Source organism: Xanthomonas sp. F1, assembly GCF_014199855.1.
Genome location: NZ_JACHOK010000008.1, coordinates 197,858 through 211,594, shown reverse-complemented (window position 1 = coordinate 211,594; position 13,737 = coordinate 197,858). Strand labels below are relative to the sequence as shown.

The window sequence follows — 13,737 nt, the reverse complement described above, 5'->3', positions numbered from 1 at the left end:
TAGGAGCGACTGGACTTCCCGCACCTCCTCCGATGATCAGTCGGAAGACATGACGCCTGTTTAGGGGCGTCACGTCCAGATACAAGGAGCGGCTTTAGCCGCGACCGGGCTTTACCGCGAAGGTCGCGGCTTGAGCCGCTCCTACGGTTGTTCTTGTCTGACACTCATGCTTGAAGCAACAGCAAAGGCTTTCGCCTTGCGGCGAGTTACTTTTCTTTGCTTGTGCAAAGAAAAGTAACCAAAAGAAAGCACACCCTGCCTACGCGCCCTCCGCGCTGCGCGCTCCGGGTCCGCGTCCATCACGGGGATCCGCGGAAGGGGCATCCTGCCCCTGCCGCGGACGGCGCACGTCCATGTGCGCCGCCCTTCGGGTTTTTCCCCGAACTGGCCGCCGCTTCGGAAGGGAACCCGGCAAGGCAAAAGCAAGAGCCAACACCAAGCAACAGCACAGCGACAGCGACAGCGACAGCGACAGCGACAGCGAAGGCTATGGCTACAGTGGCATCCACGAAACGCAAACGGGCGGGAGGGCTTTTGCCCTCCCGCCCGCTGGCGCCGGCAGGTGCTGCCGACGTGGTGCTACGACGCCCTGCGATCAGTGCCAGTGCAGGTTGAACGAGACGCCGACGATGCGCGGTTCGTTGTAGACGGCCGCCATGTAGTTCTCGATCACGCCCTTGAGGTTCTTCTCGTTGGTGATGTTGCGGGCGAACGCGGCCACTTCCCATGCGCCGTAGTCGCCGGTGTAGCCCAGCTTGAGGCCGCCTTCGAAGTTGCCGTTGGAGGTGAACTCGGTGGAGTCGTACAGCACGAAGCTGGTGTAGCCCTGCTTGTTCCAGTCGGTCGCGACGAAGAAGGCGCCGCCGTCGTTGACCGGGATGTCGTAGCGCGCGGCCAGGTTGACGTTGTACTTGGGGGCATTCGGCAGCGGGTTGCCGTCGATCTGGGCGAAGGTGTTGTTGCCGATGCGGATGGTCGGGTCCTTCACCGTGCACACCACCACGCCGTTCAGGCCGCACACCTGCGCATACACGCGCTTGTCCTGGATCTCGCTGTGCAGCAGGCTCAGGCCGGCGGTCAGCGACAGGTTGGGAATCGGGCGCCAGTCCAGGTCCGCTTCCATGCCATAGGCCTTGGCCTTGTCGGCGTTGAACAGCACGCCGTTGCCGTTGGAGTCGTTGCCGTTGAGCTGGATGTCGTCGACGGTATAGGTGAAGCCGGTGACGTTCAGGCGCAAGCGGTTGTCGAACAGGTTGCTCTTGATGCCCGCTTCCCACGACAGGATGGTCTCCGAGTCGGCGGTGGTGAAGTCGGAATTGAATACCGCCGAACGGCCCTGGATAGTCGGGCCGCGGAAGCCGCGGGCGACCTTGGCGTACACGTTGACGTTCGGGTTGATTTCGTACATCGCGCTCAGGTCCCAGCTCGGCTGGGTGTCGGCCAGGCGCACGTCGCGGCGGCCCTTGTAGGTGACCACGCCGGCCGCGGTGTCGGCGGTCTTGAGCAGCTTGGTCTCCTTGCTGTCGCGGGTCTGGCGCACGCCGGCGGTCAGGGTCAGCGCGTCGGTGACCTTGTAGGTCAGCTGGCCGAAGCCGGCCCAGGAGGTGTTGCTGTTGTGCAGGCGCACCCAGTTGTTGGGATTGCGCGCGGCGGTCTGCAGGAAATAGGCGCGCTGGTAGAAATCGGTGGTGTCCTTGCCGTCGAAGTAGAACGCGCCGGCCTGCCACTGCAGTGGGGCGTCGCCTTCGCTGGCCAGGCGCAGTTCCTGGGTGTACTGGTCCAGGTCGCGCACCTGGCCCATCGACTGGCCGTAGCCGTTGGGGACGCCGTTGACCGGGAAGTTGGCCGCGGCGCCGCCGTCGGTGTCGCCGCGGCTGTAGCCGGAGGTGGTCTCGTAGGCGCTGATCGAAGTCAGCGAGACGCCGCCGAAGTCGTAGATCGCCTTCAGCGAGGCACCGTGGGTCTTGTACGCCTGCGGGTTGTCGTGGGCTTCGTCGTAGGCCACCTGGTCGCGCGGCACGTCGACCTTGTTGGAGCCCTTGGTCAGCGCGCCGCGCAGGAACAGGGTGGAGGTGCCGTCGTAGTCGCGGGTGTGGAATGAACCCAGCAGCGAGAAGTTCTCGCTCGGCTTCAGCAGCAGCTGCAGGCGCGCGTTGCGGTCGTCGTAGCCGCCCATCGCATCCTTCTTCGGGGTGACCGTGCCGTCGGCGCTGGGGCCGTTGTAGGTGTTGTCCACCCAGTTGTCGCGGTGCTGGTACAGCGTGGACACGCGGAACGACAGCACGTCGTTGATCGGGCCGCCGATGCCGCCGTCGACCGAGACGGTGTTGTAGCTACCGTAGCTGGCGGTGACGCGGCCGCTGTAGTCGTCGCTGGGCTTGATGCTGTCGAACTTGACGATGCCGGCGGTGGTGTTGCGGCCGAACAGCGAACCCTGCGGACCACGCAGCACTTCCACCTGGTCCACGTCGTAGACCGGGTTGGACTTCAGCACCACGTGCTCCAGCACCACGTCGTCCTGGATGATCGACACCGGCTGCGAGGCGCCGAGGTAGAAGTCGATGTTGCCCAGGCCGCGGATGTAGAAGCGCGGGAAGATGCGGCCGGTGGTGGTTTCGGCGTAGAAGCTGGGCACGCGGCCGGACAGCGCCAGCAGCGTGTCGTCGCCGCCGGCGGTGAAGTCGCGCATCGCCTCGCCCTGCACCACGCCCACCGACACCGGCACCTCCTGCAGGTTCTGCTCGCGGTGTTCGGCGGTGACGATGATGGTGTCCAGCGAGGTCGCCGCATCGCCATTGCCGGCGGCATTGGCCGGGCGGGTCTCGCTGCCGGCCAGCGACGGCGCGCTGTCCTGCGCGGCGGCGGCGGCGGCGACCGAGGCCAGCACCAGGGCGGCGCAGGCCTGCGCCAAGCGGGTACGGGCCGGCGCGGCGCGCGCGGTCAGCGGCCGCGGGGAGAGATGGGGATGCAACATGTCGGATCCTTGTGAGCGCGCAAGATCGGGTCCGTTCGGCTTGCGCAGCAGCACGCGACGGCATGCGCCATACGGTGGCGCAGCGCGGCACGATATGTCGTCTGTGTTGCACCGCCATTGCAATGACGGCGTGGCGGCCACGGCGCGACGGTGCGTGACCGCATCACGTCACGCCAAGCGGTCGCAGCGGACATCCGCGGACCTGCATGCATCGCGCCGCCGCGTGCTCAGGCCTGCGCATCACCACACCGCGCAGACACCCCGGGCACTGTCGTTCAACGCGATGCAGCCGATGCTGCCCCGGTCGTGCGCCACGCGTCCGGGACATGCGGTCCCGCGCGCCGCGCCGCCCTTGGAGACACCGCATGCGCCGGATCCTGTTCGTTCCCCTGTTGCTGACGCTGGCGGCCTGCGGCCGCGACCGCAGCGAGCCCGCCACACAACCGCCTGGCGCTGTCGAAAGCGCCAAGACCCGGGTCCTGGAAGCCGGCGCCAAGGCGCTGCAGGACAATGGCCCGGCCGCAGTGCTGGACATCCACCTGGTCGGCTTCCACCCGATGCGCGACCACCCGCACCAGCAGATGGAAGCCCACCACTTCTGCCGCCAGGTCAACGAGGATTTCGCCCAGTGCGCCCTGTTCGACGGCGACACCGCGCAGGCCAACCTCACCGGCGTGGAGTACATCATTTCCGAGGTCCTGTTCCAGCGGCTGCCGCCGGAGGAGCGTCGCTACTGGCATCCGCACAATGGCGAGATCCTGTCCGGCCAGCTGTCCGCGCCTGGCCTGCCGCTCACCGCGGAGAAGGCACTGATGCGCAGCAAGCTCAACAGCTACGGCAAGACCTGGCACACCTGGCATTCGCGCGACGGCGCAGAGCCCGGCGATGCTCTGCCCTTGGGTGAGCCCATGCTGGCCTGGTCATTCAACCGCGACGGCGAACTGCAGCCGGAGCTGCAGGCCCACCGCGACGCCATCGCCCCGCATCGCAGCGCCGAACTGCGCGCCGACCGTCAGGACCTGACGCCGTTGGCCAAGCCACAACAGGGCGTGGACCTGCTGCGTGACGCGTTTCCGGCGGCAACGCCGATCCCCGGGGTGGTGGAGGCAGGTACGGAGGAACGATAGAACCCCACGGCGCTATTCAGGCCGAAGCGTCCGGTTCTACGCGCAGGTATGCCACGTGCCGCAGTGGCTGCAGCGGCGCCGGTACCGGCACGGCGACATGCGCTTCTTCGAGGTCCCAGCTCGCCGGGAAGTCCGCGAGCACCTCGGTGGCGGCGCACGAGCAGCGTTCGCGCGGCGCTTCCATCGGCGGGCCGTCGTATTCGAAGCGCAACCGGACCACGCGGCGCGCCTGGTCGGCCTCGATCGAGGCCTGCCGCAGTTGCGGGTGCACTTCACCGAGCAGGGCGCGCTGCAGGCTCAGCAATAACGCGGTACGGCTGCCGACGTCATCCATCGTGCCTTCCCTCGCCCGCGCCGGTGGCCATCAAGGCGTGCAGCGCTGCGCAGCGAATTCGGCCAGGCGTCGGGTGAGCGTTCCTTCCTGCCAGGCGATGTCGAGAATCACCCAGCGATCGTCCTGGCGGCCGAGCACCACCGTGTCCGTCCACTGCAGGCCGTCGACGGCCAGGCGGGCGCGCACCCGTGCGGTGTCGCCCTTGACCTGCTCGGTCGTCGAGACCAACGCAGTCGGTTGATCCGGCCACAGGAAGAAAGGGCTCTGGTCGAGCATGTGCGGCTTGATGTCTGCCGGCACCCGCTTGGCGCAGGCCGCCTCGTAGGCGCGCTGCGCCTCCAGCGCCGCGAACAATTCCCGCCCCAGCAGATGCCGCACCTGCGCAACATTGCCGTCGGCGTGCTCGGGCGCGATCGCCCAGGCATAGAACGTCTGGACCGCGCGCGCCGGCGGCTCGCCCGCGATGGCGGCGAACGCGCCCAGCCACAGACTCATCGCACACAGAAAACGCATTCCCCTCATGGATCGGTGACACCTTGGGCCGCCAGGCGCGGCACGGCGATCCTCGGCCAGGCGCTGCGCGCCGTCAATGCGAATGCGCCACCGTGCACCAGCCAGGGGCCAACGTGGACGCGGAAACCAGGCGAGCCTGGGCAACGCGAAACGCGCTTGGCCAGTGGAAAACTACGGTGGGAAGCGATATAGGAGCGGCTTCAGCCGCGATGGGCTTTTCCGGTGACGCCGGTCGCGGCTGAGCCGCTCCTACGCAACGCCCCATGCCGCCGAGTCGCGGCAAAAGCACGTAGCAGCGATGCCCTCAGTCACTGTCCACCCCGAGCACGCTCAAGCGCAGCGGCGGTGCATCCGGGCCGGCCGGCGCATGTGCCAGTCTTCCCGTCACCCGTACCACTTGGCTGGTCCCCTCCTCACGCAGATGCGCCGCCTGGTCCGCGGTGACCGCCAGCCGCAGCTGGCGCACCTGCTCGTGCCGCGGCTGGCGCCCATCCGCCGACGCCGCCACGCACAACGGCTGCGGCAGGATCAGGACCTCTTCCTGGGTCGCTGCCGCACCGCCAGCGGCGCCGCCCTGCGTGTGCGTGTGCGGCGCGGTAGGCGTGGCGGTGTCGGTGGACGGCGGCGCGAGAATACCGGACAGGGTGACCTGAGTCGGCCCATATGGCAGGCAATGCTTGGACGCCGCCATCACCTCGGGCGAGGTGCCGATCAGCAGCAATGGGAACAGCGATAGGGTTCGGATCGGCATGATGGGCACGCGGATGGAGACGGGCCGCCGAGCATACCCAAGCGCGATGGCGCGTGTGCTGCAGTTGGCGGCGGCGTGACAGCGCGCCGCGTCGCGGTGCCACCGGGACGGCAGCGGCCGTCAGGGTTCACGCTCCACCACAAGATCGGTGAACCGCGGTTCGGCGGCGATCAGCGCATGCAGCCGCGCAAAGCACGGATCGTCGTCGCGCATCGCATGCCGGCCGAGCAGCCGCTCCCAGAACGAGCGCTCCTTCTCGATCTGCAGCATCCAGGTATGGTTGCCATCGACCTCTTCCTCGGCGTAGGCACCAACCAGATAGGTGCGCCCCTGGCATTCCGCTTCGGAGGCCCAGCCCCAATCCTCCGGATCCGGTTCGGACAGGACCATGGCGTCGCCCACGCGCACGCGCAGCCAGTCCAGCAGCGAACTGCCACGGATCGGATTGATCGGATTCTCCGGCTCGGCGCTCACCTCGAGCAGGCGGGAGCGGAAGTGGATGACAGGATGCATGTGGCAGCTTGACTCTCGAATGATCGGATGACGGACGCCCGCATCGGCGCGGCAGGCGTCATAGCATGCGCGGATGGGCAGTGCCGGAGGGTAAACGCACGCGCGTCGGTCCAGGTGGACAGCGGCGCGATGCGTCCTGCGGCCCGGTGCAGTCGTCTGCGGCCCGCAGACGCTGCGCGATGCGTACGGCGCTCGCAGCGCCGGCTACCGGAACCGGACGCCATCGCCGCAACCGGCCGGATCCATTGCAGCACGCCTGCATGACAACTCATCGCATCCGTCGTAGACAGGCACGCGCCCCCAGATACGCCCAGATGTCGATCGCGGCAACGAGCCACACGCCGGCGACCTTGAAGCAGGCCGAGGCGAAGGCCAGGTAGGGGAACGAATCGCCGGGAGGACCATGCTGCATCGCCGACACGCCCTGGCGTTGCCAGAACGTCAGCCAGGTTTCGACGCCGCACCACGCTGGCAGTACCCAACCGGCGGACAGCAGCGCGATCGCGAGGGCGAGCAGCGCTGCCACATGGCACGCCGCCATGTGCTAGCGTCGCCACGTGGCGGCAAAAGCCATCCGAATTATTCGGCGGATCGGCAACGTCGGCAGGAATCCGCAGGCCGGTCGACCCTCCCGGTTGCACTGAGGCGATCACGGCGACGCGACGGCACGGCGTCATGGTGCTGGCTCCGGCTCCAGATCCGGCTCGAACGGCTGATCGGGCAGGCGCTGCCCGCACCACGGACAGAACTGCACGCAGATCGCGTCGTTGAGGTACCAGGTCGGATCCTCGCCACGGAACAAATCGAACCCGATCCGCACCACCCTGTCCGGCTTGGTCACTGCCTCGAACATGCTGAAGCAGCAGTAGCGAGCGACGCGCTCGCGCCATGCCCCGCTCTCGGGAAACTGTGCCTCCAGCCAAAGCGCACTCCAGGCCTGGCAAGCGGTGCATTGCGCCAGATGCGACAGCGCAGCGTAGGTCGGTGGATCAGGGAAGTGCTCCTCTTCCACCTCGATCAAGCCTTCGACCGCCATCACCAGTTCGGGTCTTTGGTGAATCTGATCGCGCAGCGCCGACAGCGTGTATCGCGTGATGAAGCAGGTGCCGGAATGCGGCATAGGTGCAATCCTTTGCAGTCTTAGGCCGGAAAGCGTAGCGCGATGCAGCTGCTTCGAGGTTAAGCCCCCGCCGCGCTCCACAGCGCATAGCCCAACAGCCCCAATCCCACCAGGGCGAACCCGCCCCAGAAGGCCGCCGTGTCGGCCGAGACCACGCGTGGGGCCAGATAGGCGCTGCGCTTGCCGGATTTGCTACGCCGTTTGCTGCTCCACGGTTCGACACTGTAGTAGCCGAACGAGAACGCCGGCACCACGATCATGCCGACGACGTAGCACAGGCCGTAGAGGACGATCTCGAACAGCGGGCGCAGGACGACTTCGGTCAGCAGGCTTGCGGGCATGGTGTCATCTGAGCCAGAGAAGTGATGTGCGGCGTTGGCCACGCCCCTGCTTTGAGGCTGCATGCGATGCTCGCCGAGCGGCCACTGGCCGTCAACGGCCTGCGCCCCCGATCACCGGCTTTCGCTCAGCAGCCGCTGCACCAGTTCGAATCCAAGCACCGACATCGACGCATAGCGGGCGTACTCGTCCACCGACAGCATCCGCACGAAGGTATCGCCCTCGTGCAGCTCCCCGGCGATGTGGAAAGTCAGCAGCTCCCTGGCATCGCTGGGCAGCGGCGCGTGGCCGACGATCTGCCATTCGCCGCGCTTGAGCTTCTGGGTGCCGGTGAACAGCAATCGTTGGTCCTTGTCGCCATCGCGCACCGGCAGCGGCTGTGCCGGCGACGGGCCAAGCGTCGGTTCCGATGCCTGTCGTTCCAGCACACAGAAGCCGACCACCTTGCGATAGTCACCCTGCGGCGCCCACAGCACCTGGCAGAGCGTGTACGTCCCCGCATCCAACGGGATCGCGAAGACATCTCCTGCCCGGTACTTCACTGCCATTCCATCACCCTCTGAAATCTGGACCGCGGCAAGGGTAGCCCCGCGGTGTGCCTGATGGCATCCACCTTACGGTCGAGGCGTTCGCCAGCGTCGGTGCTGCTGGCGACGCGCATGGGTTGCGAGAAGACCACGTCACTCTCCGCAGGCGCGATGCCGGGCGCGCCGCACTACGTCCTCGCCTACCGATTCGCTCGCCACCGGTTCACCCGTAATGCACCACACTATCGCCCCACCTTTGGAGCGACTCTGATGCACAAGACTTGGCTGCTCGCCTTGTTGGCGGTTCCCGCACTGGCCTACGCGGCGCCGGACGAGGACACGGCGATGTGCCGCAATGGCGGCTTCCCCATGAGCACGGCCGGGTTCTCGCTCGCCAAGGTCGCGGTGCCGCGCCTGTACCTGCTCAACGACGACGACGGCTGCCCGGCCAAGGGCGAGGCCGCGTGCCGGCAGCGCGCCTATGTGGTCAAGGACGACACGGTGATCCTGGCGCAGCGTCGGGGCGGCTTCGTCTGCGCGTTCTACCCCAACAAGGTCGGCGGCAGCGCCGGCTGGGTGGCGGCGTCGAGCGTGCAGCCACTGCCGGCGACGGCCGCACCGAAGCCGCAGGCCTGGGTCGGCCAGTGGCACGACGGCGACAACGAACTGCAGCTGATCGCCAACGGCGACGGCACCATCACCGCCAACGGCGATGCCTACTGGCCCAGCGCCAACCCGAGCCCCGAGGAAAGGCCCGGCGGCCCGAACCTGGGCGCCGTCACCGCGCGCGGCTTTCCGGAAGGCAATCGGCTGGAACTGAGCCAGGATGACTGCAAGGTCCGCCTGCAGCTGGTCGGCGACCTGCTGGTTGCATCGGACAACCTGGAGTGCGGTGGCGCCAACGTCAGTTTCAATGGTGTTTACCGGCGCAAGGCGGCGAAGCACTGAGGCGCGGCTTCTGCGGTTTCCGCGTTGCATCTGATCCGGGCGGCGATTTGGTGCCGCCTGGGTTCTCCCTGGAAGCGTGCCTTTAGATGCCCGGCCATAGCCCAATCAAGCGACTACGCCAGGCGTCACTGCCCAGAAACACAGATAGCAGATAGATGCTGGCACCGATCGCGAGCAGCACGCCTACGCCGGACCGTAGCAGGGACCCGGGATCAACACCCACGCAGAACGCGGCAAAACCAAGTAGCACGCCGACAAGCAGACACAGCACACGTGTCGATTGACGGCTTTCGCGCCACATCCCCATCAGGCATGCCTTACGAAATCGTTCGGGTTTACGTCACAAACCCACGCTTTGCGCGACCAGGTCCGCAAAGACCCATACATCGCCCTTGTCATACGTCTCGGGTGCTTCCGTTCCGCCCAGCGTCGGATACGGTTGCGGGATGTAGATCTGCTCGGGCTTCAACGGGCCGAGACGCGCCGCGATCGCCCGGACGTGGTCGCCGCGCAACACGTACTCCTCGAAGCCCGGATCGCGCAGGATGGCTGCCTCGAACGCCGCGATGGAGGCATGCGCGCCATACGACTTGCCGGCGGCCTTGAACGGATGCAGCACCGCGTAATCCTGGCTGGCCGGATCATGCAGAAAGAAGTGGCCGAGGCTCGAGTAACCGACGACGACGGTATACGCCGGGAACGCGTCCGCCCACGGGCCGAGCACCTCGTGCGATTCCGGCACGATCAGGTAATACAGCGGGACGTTCGTCGCGTCGGCGCGCTCTGCACTCTGGCTCATTGGAAACCTTGCTGCGATGGCGCGCCAGGATACCAAGCCACGCGCATCCGCCTGCTGTCAGCGTGTTCACCTACGACTTGGCAGTGGCTCCGTAGCACTTGGCCGATCCATCCAGGAAGAACCGCACGTCGCGCGCATCGCACCAAGTTTCCAGCTCGGCCTTGAACACCGGCCACAGGTCGCGCGCCCATGCAGGTGCACTCTGCGCCCAGGCATGCTCGGTGGGCACGTAGACCGTGGGCACGCCCATCGGGAAATCCAGCACGAATTCGCCGCCCGGGCCGGTGCAGACGAGCTCTTCCTTCCAGCGAGGTTGGAATTGGAATGTGGTCATGGGGGATTGATTGGGACGATCCTCAACCAGTGACTGAGAACCATCAAGGATAAACGCAGAAAAGCGGGGTCAGTGTGACTTCCTCCCAAGTGAACCTGACTACGTTCTTGCCGTCCTATACTCGCAGGCTCGCAGACTACGAACGGAAGGACCCGGATCATGACCGATCGCACGCGCCGAGATCTCATCGTTGCCGCCGCTGCTTTGGCTGCCGGCGTGGTTGCCACCAGCTCCCATGCAGCCACGGCCACGTCCGCCAACAAGGCAGCGTTCCCACCCGTCGTGCACCACGTGTTCTTCTGGCTGAAGCATCCGGATTCCAAGGAGGACCTAGCCAAACTGCTCGCCGGTTTGCGGACGCTAGCTGGCATCGACACCGTCCGCGGTCTCCACATCGGCGTGCCTGCGGAGACCGAGCAACGTGGTGTCGTCGACGGCAGCTACAGCGCCTCGGAACTCCTGTTCTTCGACGATGTCGCCGGACAGAACGCCTACCAAGTCCACCCCATTCACAAGCAGTTTGTCGCCGATTGCGAGCACCTATGGCAGCGTGTGGTTGTGTATGACGTCAAGGCCGTCGCGCTGTAACTAGTCGGCGACTAGGAGTGCTCTCTAACCTCATTTCTTGCTCGCCTCCAGTCTTTGTTAGGGTCATGCCAACATCAACTGAGACACGAACGACAACTGTCTTATTCATGTAGTTTGAGCCGTACACCCGAAACATCTTAGGGAATGGGCCGACGCCTGAGCCAATCTGAATTTCATAACACGTGGGAAGCTTCAGAGTCACCGAATCACAGTCGATGCTTCGGGCCGCCTTGATCTCATCGAGTCTTAGCCACGACAACTCCGTCCGCTTGTCCGAGCACGCTCCGGAGCAGGCATACTCGAATCGTTGTTTCGCAAAAGGGCCTTTGCCCGCAAGAGCCTCAATGTAGAGGGCGATGTCCAAGGCCGCGCCGTGATCAGGAGCAGGAAAGTAGTTGCGCGTCGATGTGACCGCTGAGCAAATCTTTCCAAATTCATCGTAGTCCCACTCTCCGGGCGCTCTATGGATGTCGCCCTCCACTCCGAAGCGACGTTGCGATTGGAGTGATTCAATACGATCTTGCTCATCGAACTCGACCGTAACCAGATCCGACGCACACACGCCAAAATAGCTTCCCCAGGCGATGGCATGACCGTAGAAACGTATCGGCTCCAAGCTATCGTATCTGGGACGATCTACATCGATCATGATTGAGCCGGATGCACCAAGCAGCCGTTTTGCAAGCTCATGCAGTGGAAGAGTTCTGGCCTCTTGTGCAGTCAGCGGCGGAGGGCTATTGGGCGTCGCGGCCAGTGCTGCTGCAAGAAGAAGCGAGTACATGTTGGTTCCCTTGGGCTATGGTCAGAATTAATTTTAGTAAACTGGGGTCAGAGTGAACTTTCAAAGGTGTAGCAAACAACAAAAAGTGCACTCTGACCCCTATTTCGAACAACAAAAAGTGCACTCTGACCCCTATTTCGCTTCTTGGGGCCTGCCAAGGTTGCCTAGCTGCTGGACGTAACCGAGATCGAAAGCAATGAGCGCAGTGGGGCAACGACGCCGAATGAGGCAAGTCTTCTTCGGGCATACATGTCCTTTCTGCGGGCCAAGTACCTGAATTAAGCCGCGCCGCGAAACGATGTCGGCTTGGACGAATGGTTAGACCCCGACGTTGGTAGTTTCGGATACATGTTGGGCATGGGCGTCTGCCACGCTAGGACTCGGTCTTACAATGTAGCGGTAGATCTCGTGTTTGAACTGCACGAGGTCCGACAGATCCGCATCTTCCTGCCGCCAAGCGGCGTACTGCTCCGGGGTGCAGCGAAGAAGTTCGATCAGTTCCTGGTCCTGAAGCATTGAGAGTGCTCGGATCAATGGCAATGCAGCCGCTTCGATTGCAACCTCGATAGCGATCAACTCCGCAGCTAAGGACTCTTGTAACTCACCCGCTGCGGCGCGCTCAAGCAACTCACACAGTTTCAGATGGCGGCCATACGCCGCATGTTTATGGAGCTCGTATGCTTGCTGGATACCATGAGTGCGATTCATCTGGTCTCAGGGCCTAACGTCTGATCAATAACGGGGTCAGTTTCACTTCCTACAATCCTATAAGGCAATGACTGACAATTGTCACGGAGCTTGCTCGATGTCGGTGATAGCACTTGCTCGCATGGCTCGCCTTCCTCGCCTTGATCTTCCTGGCATATCACAGCACATCGTACAGCGCGGCAATGACAACCTTCCATTTTTTTGATGATGGCAACCGCATGCGCTATCTGCACCGCTTGCGTAATGCCTGCATGCCACCGGATGCCGGCTACATGCCTACGTCTTGATGGACAACCATGTGCACCTGCTTGCCACACCGCCAGAGGACGGAAGGATCGGACCGCTAATGCAGCGACTCGGTCGTCACTATGTGGCCCTCTTCAATGGCCGTCACGGCCGTACCGGCACGCTCTGGGAAGGGCGCTACACGTCATGCTTTGTGGACAGCGCCGACTGTGTACTGCGCTGCTATCGCTACATCGGACTCAACCCTTCACGCGCTCGTCTCATCGACGATGTGGCCGCGTATCGCTCGTCCAGTTGCGCAGCCAATCTCGGCCAGCGGGAACACTCGGCACTAATGCCCCATCTTTCTTTAAAACTTGGGTCAGAGTGAACTTTGAAAGGTGTAGCAAACAACAAAAGTGAACTCTGCCCCCTATTTATCCTCTTTATAGAGCGGCGATCACAGGGAGAGTGTACTCTGACCCCATTTACTCTCTCCATTTACTCTCGAACCTAGTCGCTTAATTACCTCCGCCCCTTTGTTTTAGGATGTACCCATGCACCCGTTTACTGAATTGGCCACCCGCTGCGTAGCGTTGACCAGCGGCTTGTTGGGTGAGACTAGAACACACGTCCTCACCGAGCTGCGAGAAAGCGGGGCCACCCGCTTGGTGAAAGCACTCCAGGCATTAGAGCTTCAAGGCGCGATAGTGGCCGTGGGCATGGTAGCCATGTTCGAAGCCGCGCTTCAGGACGCGCTCGGCAGCGACAATGGTTTCCGAGAAGCAGAAAGACTGATCGAGAGCGCAGGCCAACCAGAACTGCGCGCCAGATTTATAGACGTGCAGCTTGCTGTGAATGTGCTGAAGCATGGGCGTGGCCGAAGCCACAACGATCTACTGGCACGGCGAGAAGCTTTGCCGTTCAGAGTGCGAGCCGAGGACGAGTTCTTTGAGGAAGGCGATGTGTCCGAAATCGCAACACTAGTGCAAGCAGATAACGCATTCCTGCATTACTGCTCAGAAACAATCGACCTTGTAGCGGCAGTAGTACGGGAGGCGCGGCCGGACGCGTGGTTGTAGCGAGAAAGGTTCTCCGCGACGCCTAACGCATGAGTTAGACTTCGCCAGGAGGTAGCGTCGGCTTGACCGAGTTG

General features: G+C 64.0%; 19 protein-coding genes. 6 read left to right on the top strand and 13 right to left on the bottom strand.

Going from position 1 to position 13,737, the window contains the following annotated elements:
• Nucleotides 1-595: 595 nt before the first annotated feature.
• Entirely contained in the window at nucleotides 596-2,974 is a 2,379-nt protein-coding gene (locus tag GGR71_RS16970; RefSeq protein ID WP_160963808.1) for a TonB-dependent receptor, read from the bottom strand.
• A 389-nt stretch (nucleotides 2,975-3,363) separates the two neighbouring features.
• Here GGR71_RS16970 and GGR71_RS16965 point away from each other — a divergent pair, with 389 nt between their 5' ends.
• Nucleotides 3,364-4,101 (top strand): OBAP family protein, encoded by a 738-nt coding sequence (locus GGR71_RS16965; protein WP_456362636.1) that lies wholly within the window; start codon nucleotides 3,364-3,366, stop codon nucleotides 4,099-4,101.
• 16 nt (nucleotides 4,102-4,117) lie between these two features.
• Here GGR71_RS16965 and GGR71_RS16960 read toward each other — a convergent pair whose 3' ends face one another.
• The 8 genes from GGR71_RS16960 to GGR71_RS16925 all read right to left on the bottom strand — a co-directional run bounded on the left by GGR71_RS16960 (nucleotide 4,118) and on the right by GGR71_RS16925 (nucleotide 8,219).
• Nucleotides 4,118-4,435: a hypothetical protein gene (locus GGR71_RS16960; protein ID WP_237474671.1), complete on the bottom strand. Its 318-nt coding sequence runs from the start codon at nucleotides 4,433-4,435 to the stop codon at nucleotides 4,118-4,120.
• A 30-nt stretch (nucleotides 4,436-4,465) separates the two neighbouring features.
• Nucleotides 4,466-4,948 (bottom strand): nuclear transport factor 2 family protein, encoded by a 483-nt coding sequence (locus tag GGR71_RS16955; RefSeq protein ID WP_160963812.1) that lies wholly within the window; start codon nucleotides 4,946-4,948, stop codon nucleotides 4,466-4,468.
• A gap of 304 nt (nucleotides 4,949-5,252) precedes the next feature.
• Nucleotides 5,253-5,699: a hypothetical protein gene (locus tag GGR71_RS16950; protein ID WP_160963814.1), complete on the bottom strand. Its 447-nt coding sequence runs from the start codon at nucleotides 5,697-5,699 to the stop codon at nucleotides 5,253-5,255.
• 120 nt (nucleotides 5,700-5,819) lie between these two features.
• On the bottom strand, nucleotides 5,820-6,212 hold the full coding sequence (locus GGR71_RS16945; protein WP_048491220.1) for a hypothetical protein: 393 nt from the start codon (nucleotides 6,210-6,212) through the stop codon (nucleotides 5,820-5,822).
• A gap of 268 nt (nucleotides 6,213-6,480) precedes the next feature.
• A complete protein-coding gene (locus GGR71_RS16940; protein WP_343160860.1) occupies nucleotides 6,481-6,738 on the bottom strand; it encodes a hypothetical protein in 258 nt (85 codons plus the stop codon).
• A 147-nt stretch (nucleotides 6,739-6,885) separates the two neighbouring features.
• A complete protein-coding gene (locus tag GGR71_RS16935; protein ID WP_160963818.1) occupies nucleotides 6,886-7,332 on the bottom strand; it encodes a hypothetical protein in 447 nt (148 codons plus the stop codon).
• Between the two features lie 59 nt (nucleotides 7,333-7,391).
• Entirely contained in the window at nucleotides 7,392-7,673 is a 282-nt protein-coding gene (locus tag GGR71_RS16930) for a hypothetical protein (RefSeq protein WP_160963820.1), read from the bottom strand.
• 111 nt (nucleotides 7,674-7,784) lie between these two features.
• Nucleotides 7,785-8,219 (bottom strand): Imm26 family immunity protein, encoded by a 435-nt coding sequence (locus GGR71_RS16925; RefSeq protein ID WP_160963822.1) that lies wholly within the window; start codon nucleotides 8,217-8,219, stop codon nucleotides 7,785-7,787.
• Between the two features lie 249 nt (nucleotides 8,220-8,468).
• Between GGR71_RS16925 and GGR71_RS16920 the strand changes: the two genes are divergently transcribed.
• Entirely contained in the window at nucleotides 8,469-9,146 is a 678-nt protein-coding gene (locus GGR71_RS16920) for a hypothetical protein (protein WP_160963824.1), read from the top strand.
• Between the two features lie 340 nt (nucleotides 9,147-9,486).
• Here GGR71_RS16920 and GGR71_RS16915 read toward each other — a convergent pair whose 3' ends face one another.
• A complete protein-coding gene (locus GGR71_RS16915) occupies nucleotides 9,487-9,945 on the bottom strand; it encodes a T6SS immunity protein Tdi1 domain-containing protein (protein WP_237474675.1) in 459 nt (152 codons plus the stop codon).
• Between the two features lie 70 nt (nucleotides 9,946-10,015).
• A complete protein-coding gene (locus GGR71_RS16910) occupies nucleotides 10,016-10,279 on the bottom strand; it encodes a hypothetical protein (protein WP_160963826.1) in 264 nt (87 codons plus the stop codon).
• A 159-nt stretch (nucleotides 10,280-10,438) separates the two neighbouring features.
• Between GGR71_RS16910 and GGR71_RS16905 the strand changes: the two genes are divergently transcribed.
• Nucleotides 10,439-10,867: a Dabb family protein gene (locus GGR71_RS16905; RefSeq protein ID WP_160963828.1), complete on the top strand. Its 429-nt coding sequence runs from the start codon at nucleotides 10,439-10,441 to the stop codon at nucleotides 10,865-10,867.
• Here the strand turns inward: GGR71_RS16905 and GGR71_RS16900 are convergent.
• Both GGR71_RS16900 and GGR71_RS16895 read right to left on the bottom strand, forming a co-directional pair.
• Nucleotides 10,848-11,648 (bottom strand): hypothetical protein, encoded by an 801-nt coding sequence (locus GGR71_RS16900; protein WP_160963830.1) that lies wholly within the window; start codon nucleotides 11,646-11,648, stop codon nucleotides 10,848-10,850. The two genes, GGR71_RS16905 and GGR71_RS16900, sit on opposite strands and share 20 nt — an antisense overlap.
• Nucleotides 11,649-11,966: 318 nt before the next feature.
• Nucleotides 11,967-12,356, bottom strand: coding sequence for a hypothetical protein (locus GGR71_RS16895; protein ID WP_160963832.1), 390 nt, complete (start codon nucleotides 12,354-12,356; stop codon nucleotides 11,967-11,969).
• 113 nt (nucleotides 12,357-12,469) lie between these two features.
• Here GGR71_RS16895 and GGR71_RS21180 point away from each other — a divergent pair, with 113 nt between their 5' ends.
• From GGR71_RS21180 to GGR71_RS16885, 3 genes are all read left to right on the top strand, one after another.
• Nucleotides 12,470-12,643 carry a hypothetical protein gene (locus tag GGR71_RS21180; protein ID WP_237474677.1) on the top strand — a complete coding sequence of 58 codons (174 nt, stop codon included), beginning with the start codon at nucleotides 12,470-12,472 and terminating at the stop codon, nucleotides 12,641-12,643.
• Nucleotides 12,643-12,972, top strand: a complete 330-nt coding sequence (locus GGR71_RS16890) for a transposase (protein WP_237474679.1) — start codon at nucleotides 12,643-12,645, stop codon at nucleotides 12,970-12,972. The genes GGR71_RS21180 and GGR71_RS16890 overlap by 1 nt, the downstream gene beginning before the upstream one ends.
• 166 nt (nucleotides 12,973-13,138) lie before the next feature.
• Nucleotides 13,139-13,663 carry a hypothetical protein gene (locus GGR71_RS16885; RefSeq protein WP_160963834.1) on the top strand — a complete coding sequence of 175 codons (525 nt, stop codon included), beginning with the start codon at nucleotides 13,139-13,141 and terminating at the stop codon, nucleotides 13,661-13,663.
• Nucleotides 13,664-13,737: the final 74 nt, after the last annotated feature.

Excerpts from the sequence above, each read along its gene's own strand:
- GGR71_RS16910 (WP_160963826.1), bottom strand. The coding sequence starts at position 10,279 with ATGACCACATTCCAATTCCAACCTCGCTGGAAGGAAGAGCTCGTCTGC.
- GGR71_RS16925 (WP_160963822.1), bottom strand. The coding sequence starts at position 8,219 with ATGGCAGTGAAGTACCGGGCAGGAGATGTCTTCGCGATCCCGTTGGAT.
- GGR71_RS16895 (WP_160963832.1), bottom strand. The coding sequence starts at position 12,356 with ATGAATCGCACTCATGGTATCCAGCAAGCATACGAGCTCCATAAACAT.
- GGR71_RS16930 (WP_160963820.1), bottom strand. The coding sequence starts at position 7,673 with ATGCCCGCAAGCCTGCTGACCGAAGTCGTCCTGCGCCCGCTGTTCGAG.
- GGR71_RS16950 (WP_160963814.1), bottom strand. The coding sequence starts at position 5,699 with ATGCCGATCCGAACCCTATCGCTGTTCCCATTGCTGCTGATCGGCACC.
- GGR71_RS16920 (WP_160963824.1), top strand. The coding sequence starts at position 8,469 with ATGCACAAGACTTGGCTGCTCGCCTTGTTGGCGGTTCCCGCACTGGCC.
- GGR71_RS16905 (WP_160963828.1), top strand. The coding sequence starts at position 10,439 with ATGACCGATCGCACGCGCCGAGATCTCATCGTTGCCGCCGCTGCTTTG.
- GGR71_RS16900 (WP_160963830.1), bottom strand. The coding sequence starts at position 11,648 with ATGTACTCGCTTCTTCTTGCAGCAGCACTGGCCGCGACGCCCAATAGC.
- GGR71_RS16915 (WP_237474675.1), bottom strand. The coding sequence starts at position 9,945 with ATGAGCCAGAGTGCAGAGCGCGCCGACGCGACGAACGTCCCGCTGTAT.
- GGR71_RS16935 (WP_160963818.1), bottom strand. The coding sequence starts at position 7,332 with ATGCCGCATTCCGGCACCTGCTTCATCACGCGATACACGCTGTCGGCG.
- GGR71_RS16955 (WP_160963812.1), bottom strand. The coding sequence starts at position 4,948 with ATGCGTTTTCTGTGTGCGATGAGTCTGTGGCTGGGCGCGTTCGCCGCC.
- GGR71_RS16960 (WP_237474671.1), bottom strand. The coding sequence starts at position 4,435 with ATGGATGACGTCGGCAGCCGTACCGCGTTATTGCTGAGCCTGCAGCGC.
- GGR71_RS16890 (WP_237474679.1), top strand. The coding sequence starts at position 12,643 with ATGGACAACCATGTGCACCTGCTTGCCACACCGCCAGAGGACGGAAGG.
- GGR71_RS16945 (WP_048491220.1), bottom strand. The coding sequence starts at position 6,212 with ATGCATCCTGTCATCCACTTCCGCTCCCGCCTGCTCGAGGTGAGCGCC.
- GGR71_RS16885 (WP_160963834.1), top strand. The coding sequence starts at position 13,139 with ATGCACCCGTTTACTGAATTGGCCACCCGCTGCGTAGCGTTGACCAGC.
- GGR71_RS16970 (WP_160963808.1), bottom strand. The coding sequence starts at position 2,974 with ATGTTGCATCCCCATCTCTCCCCGCGGCCGCTGACCGCGCGCGCCGCG.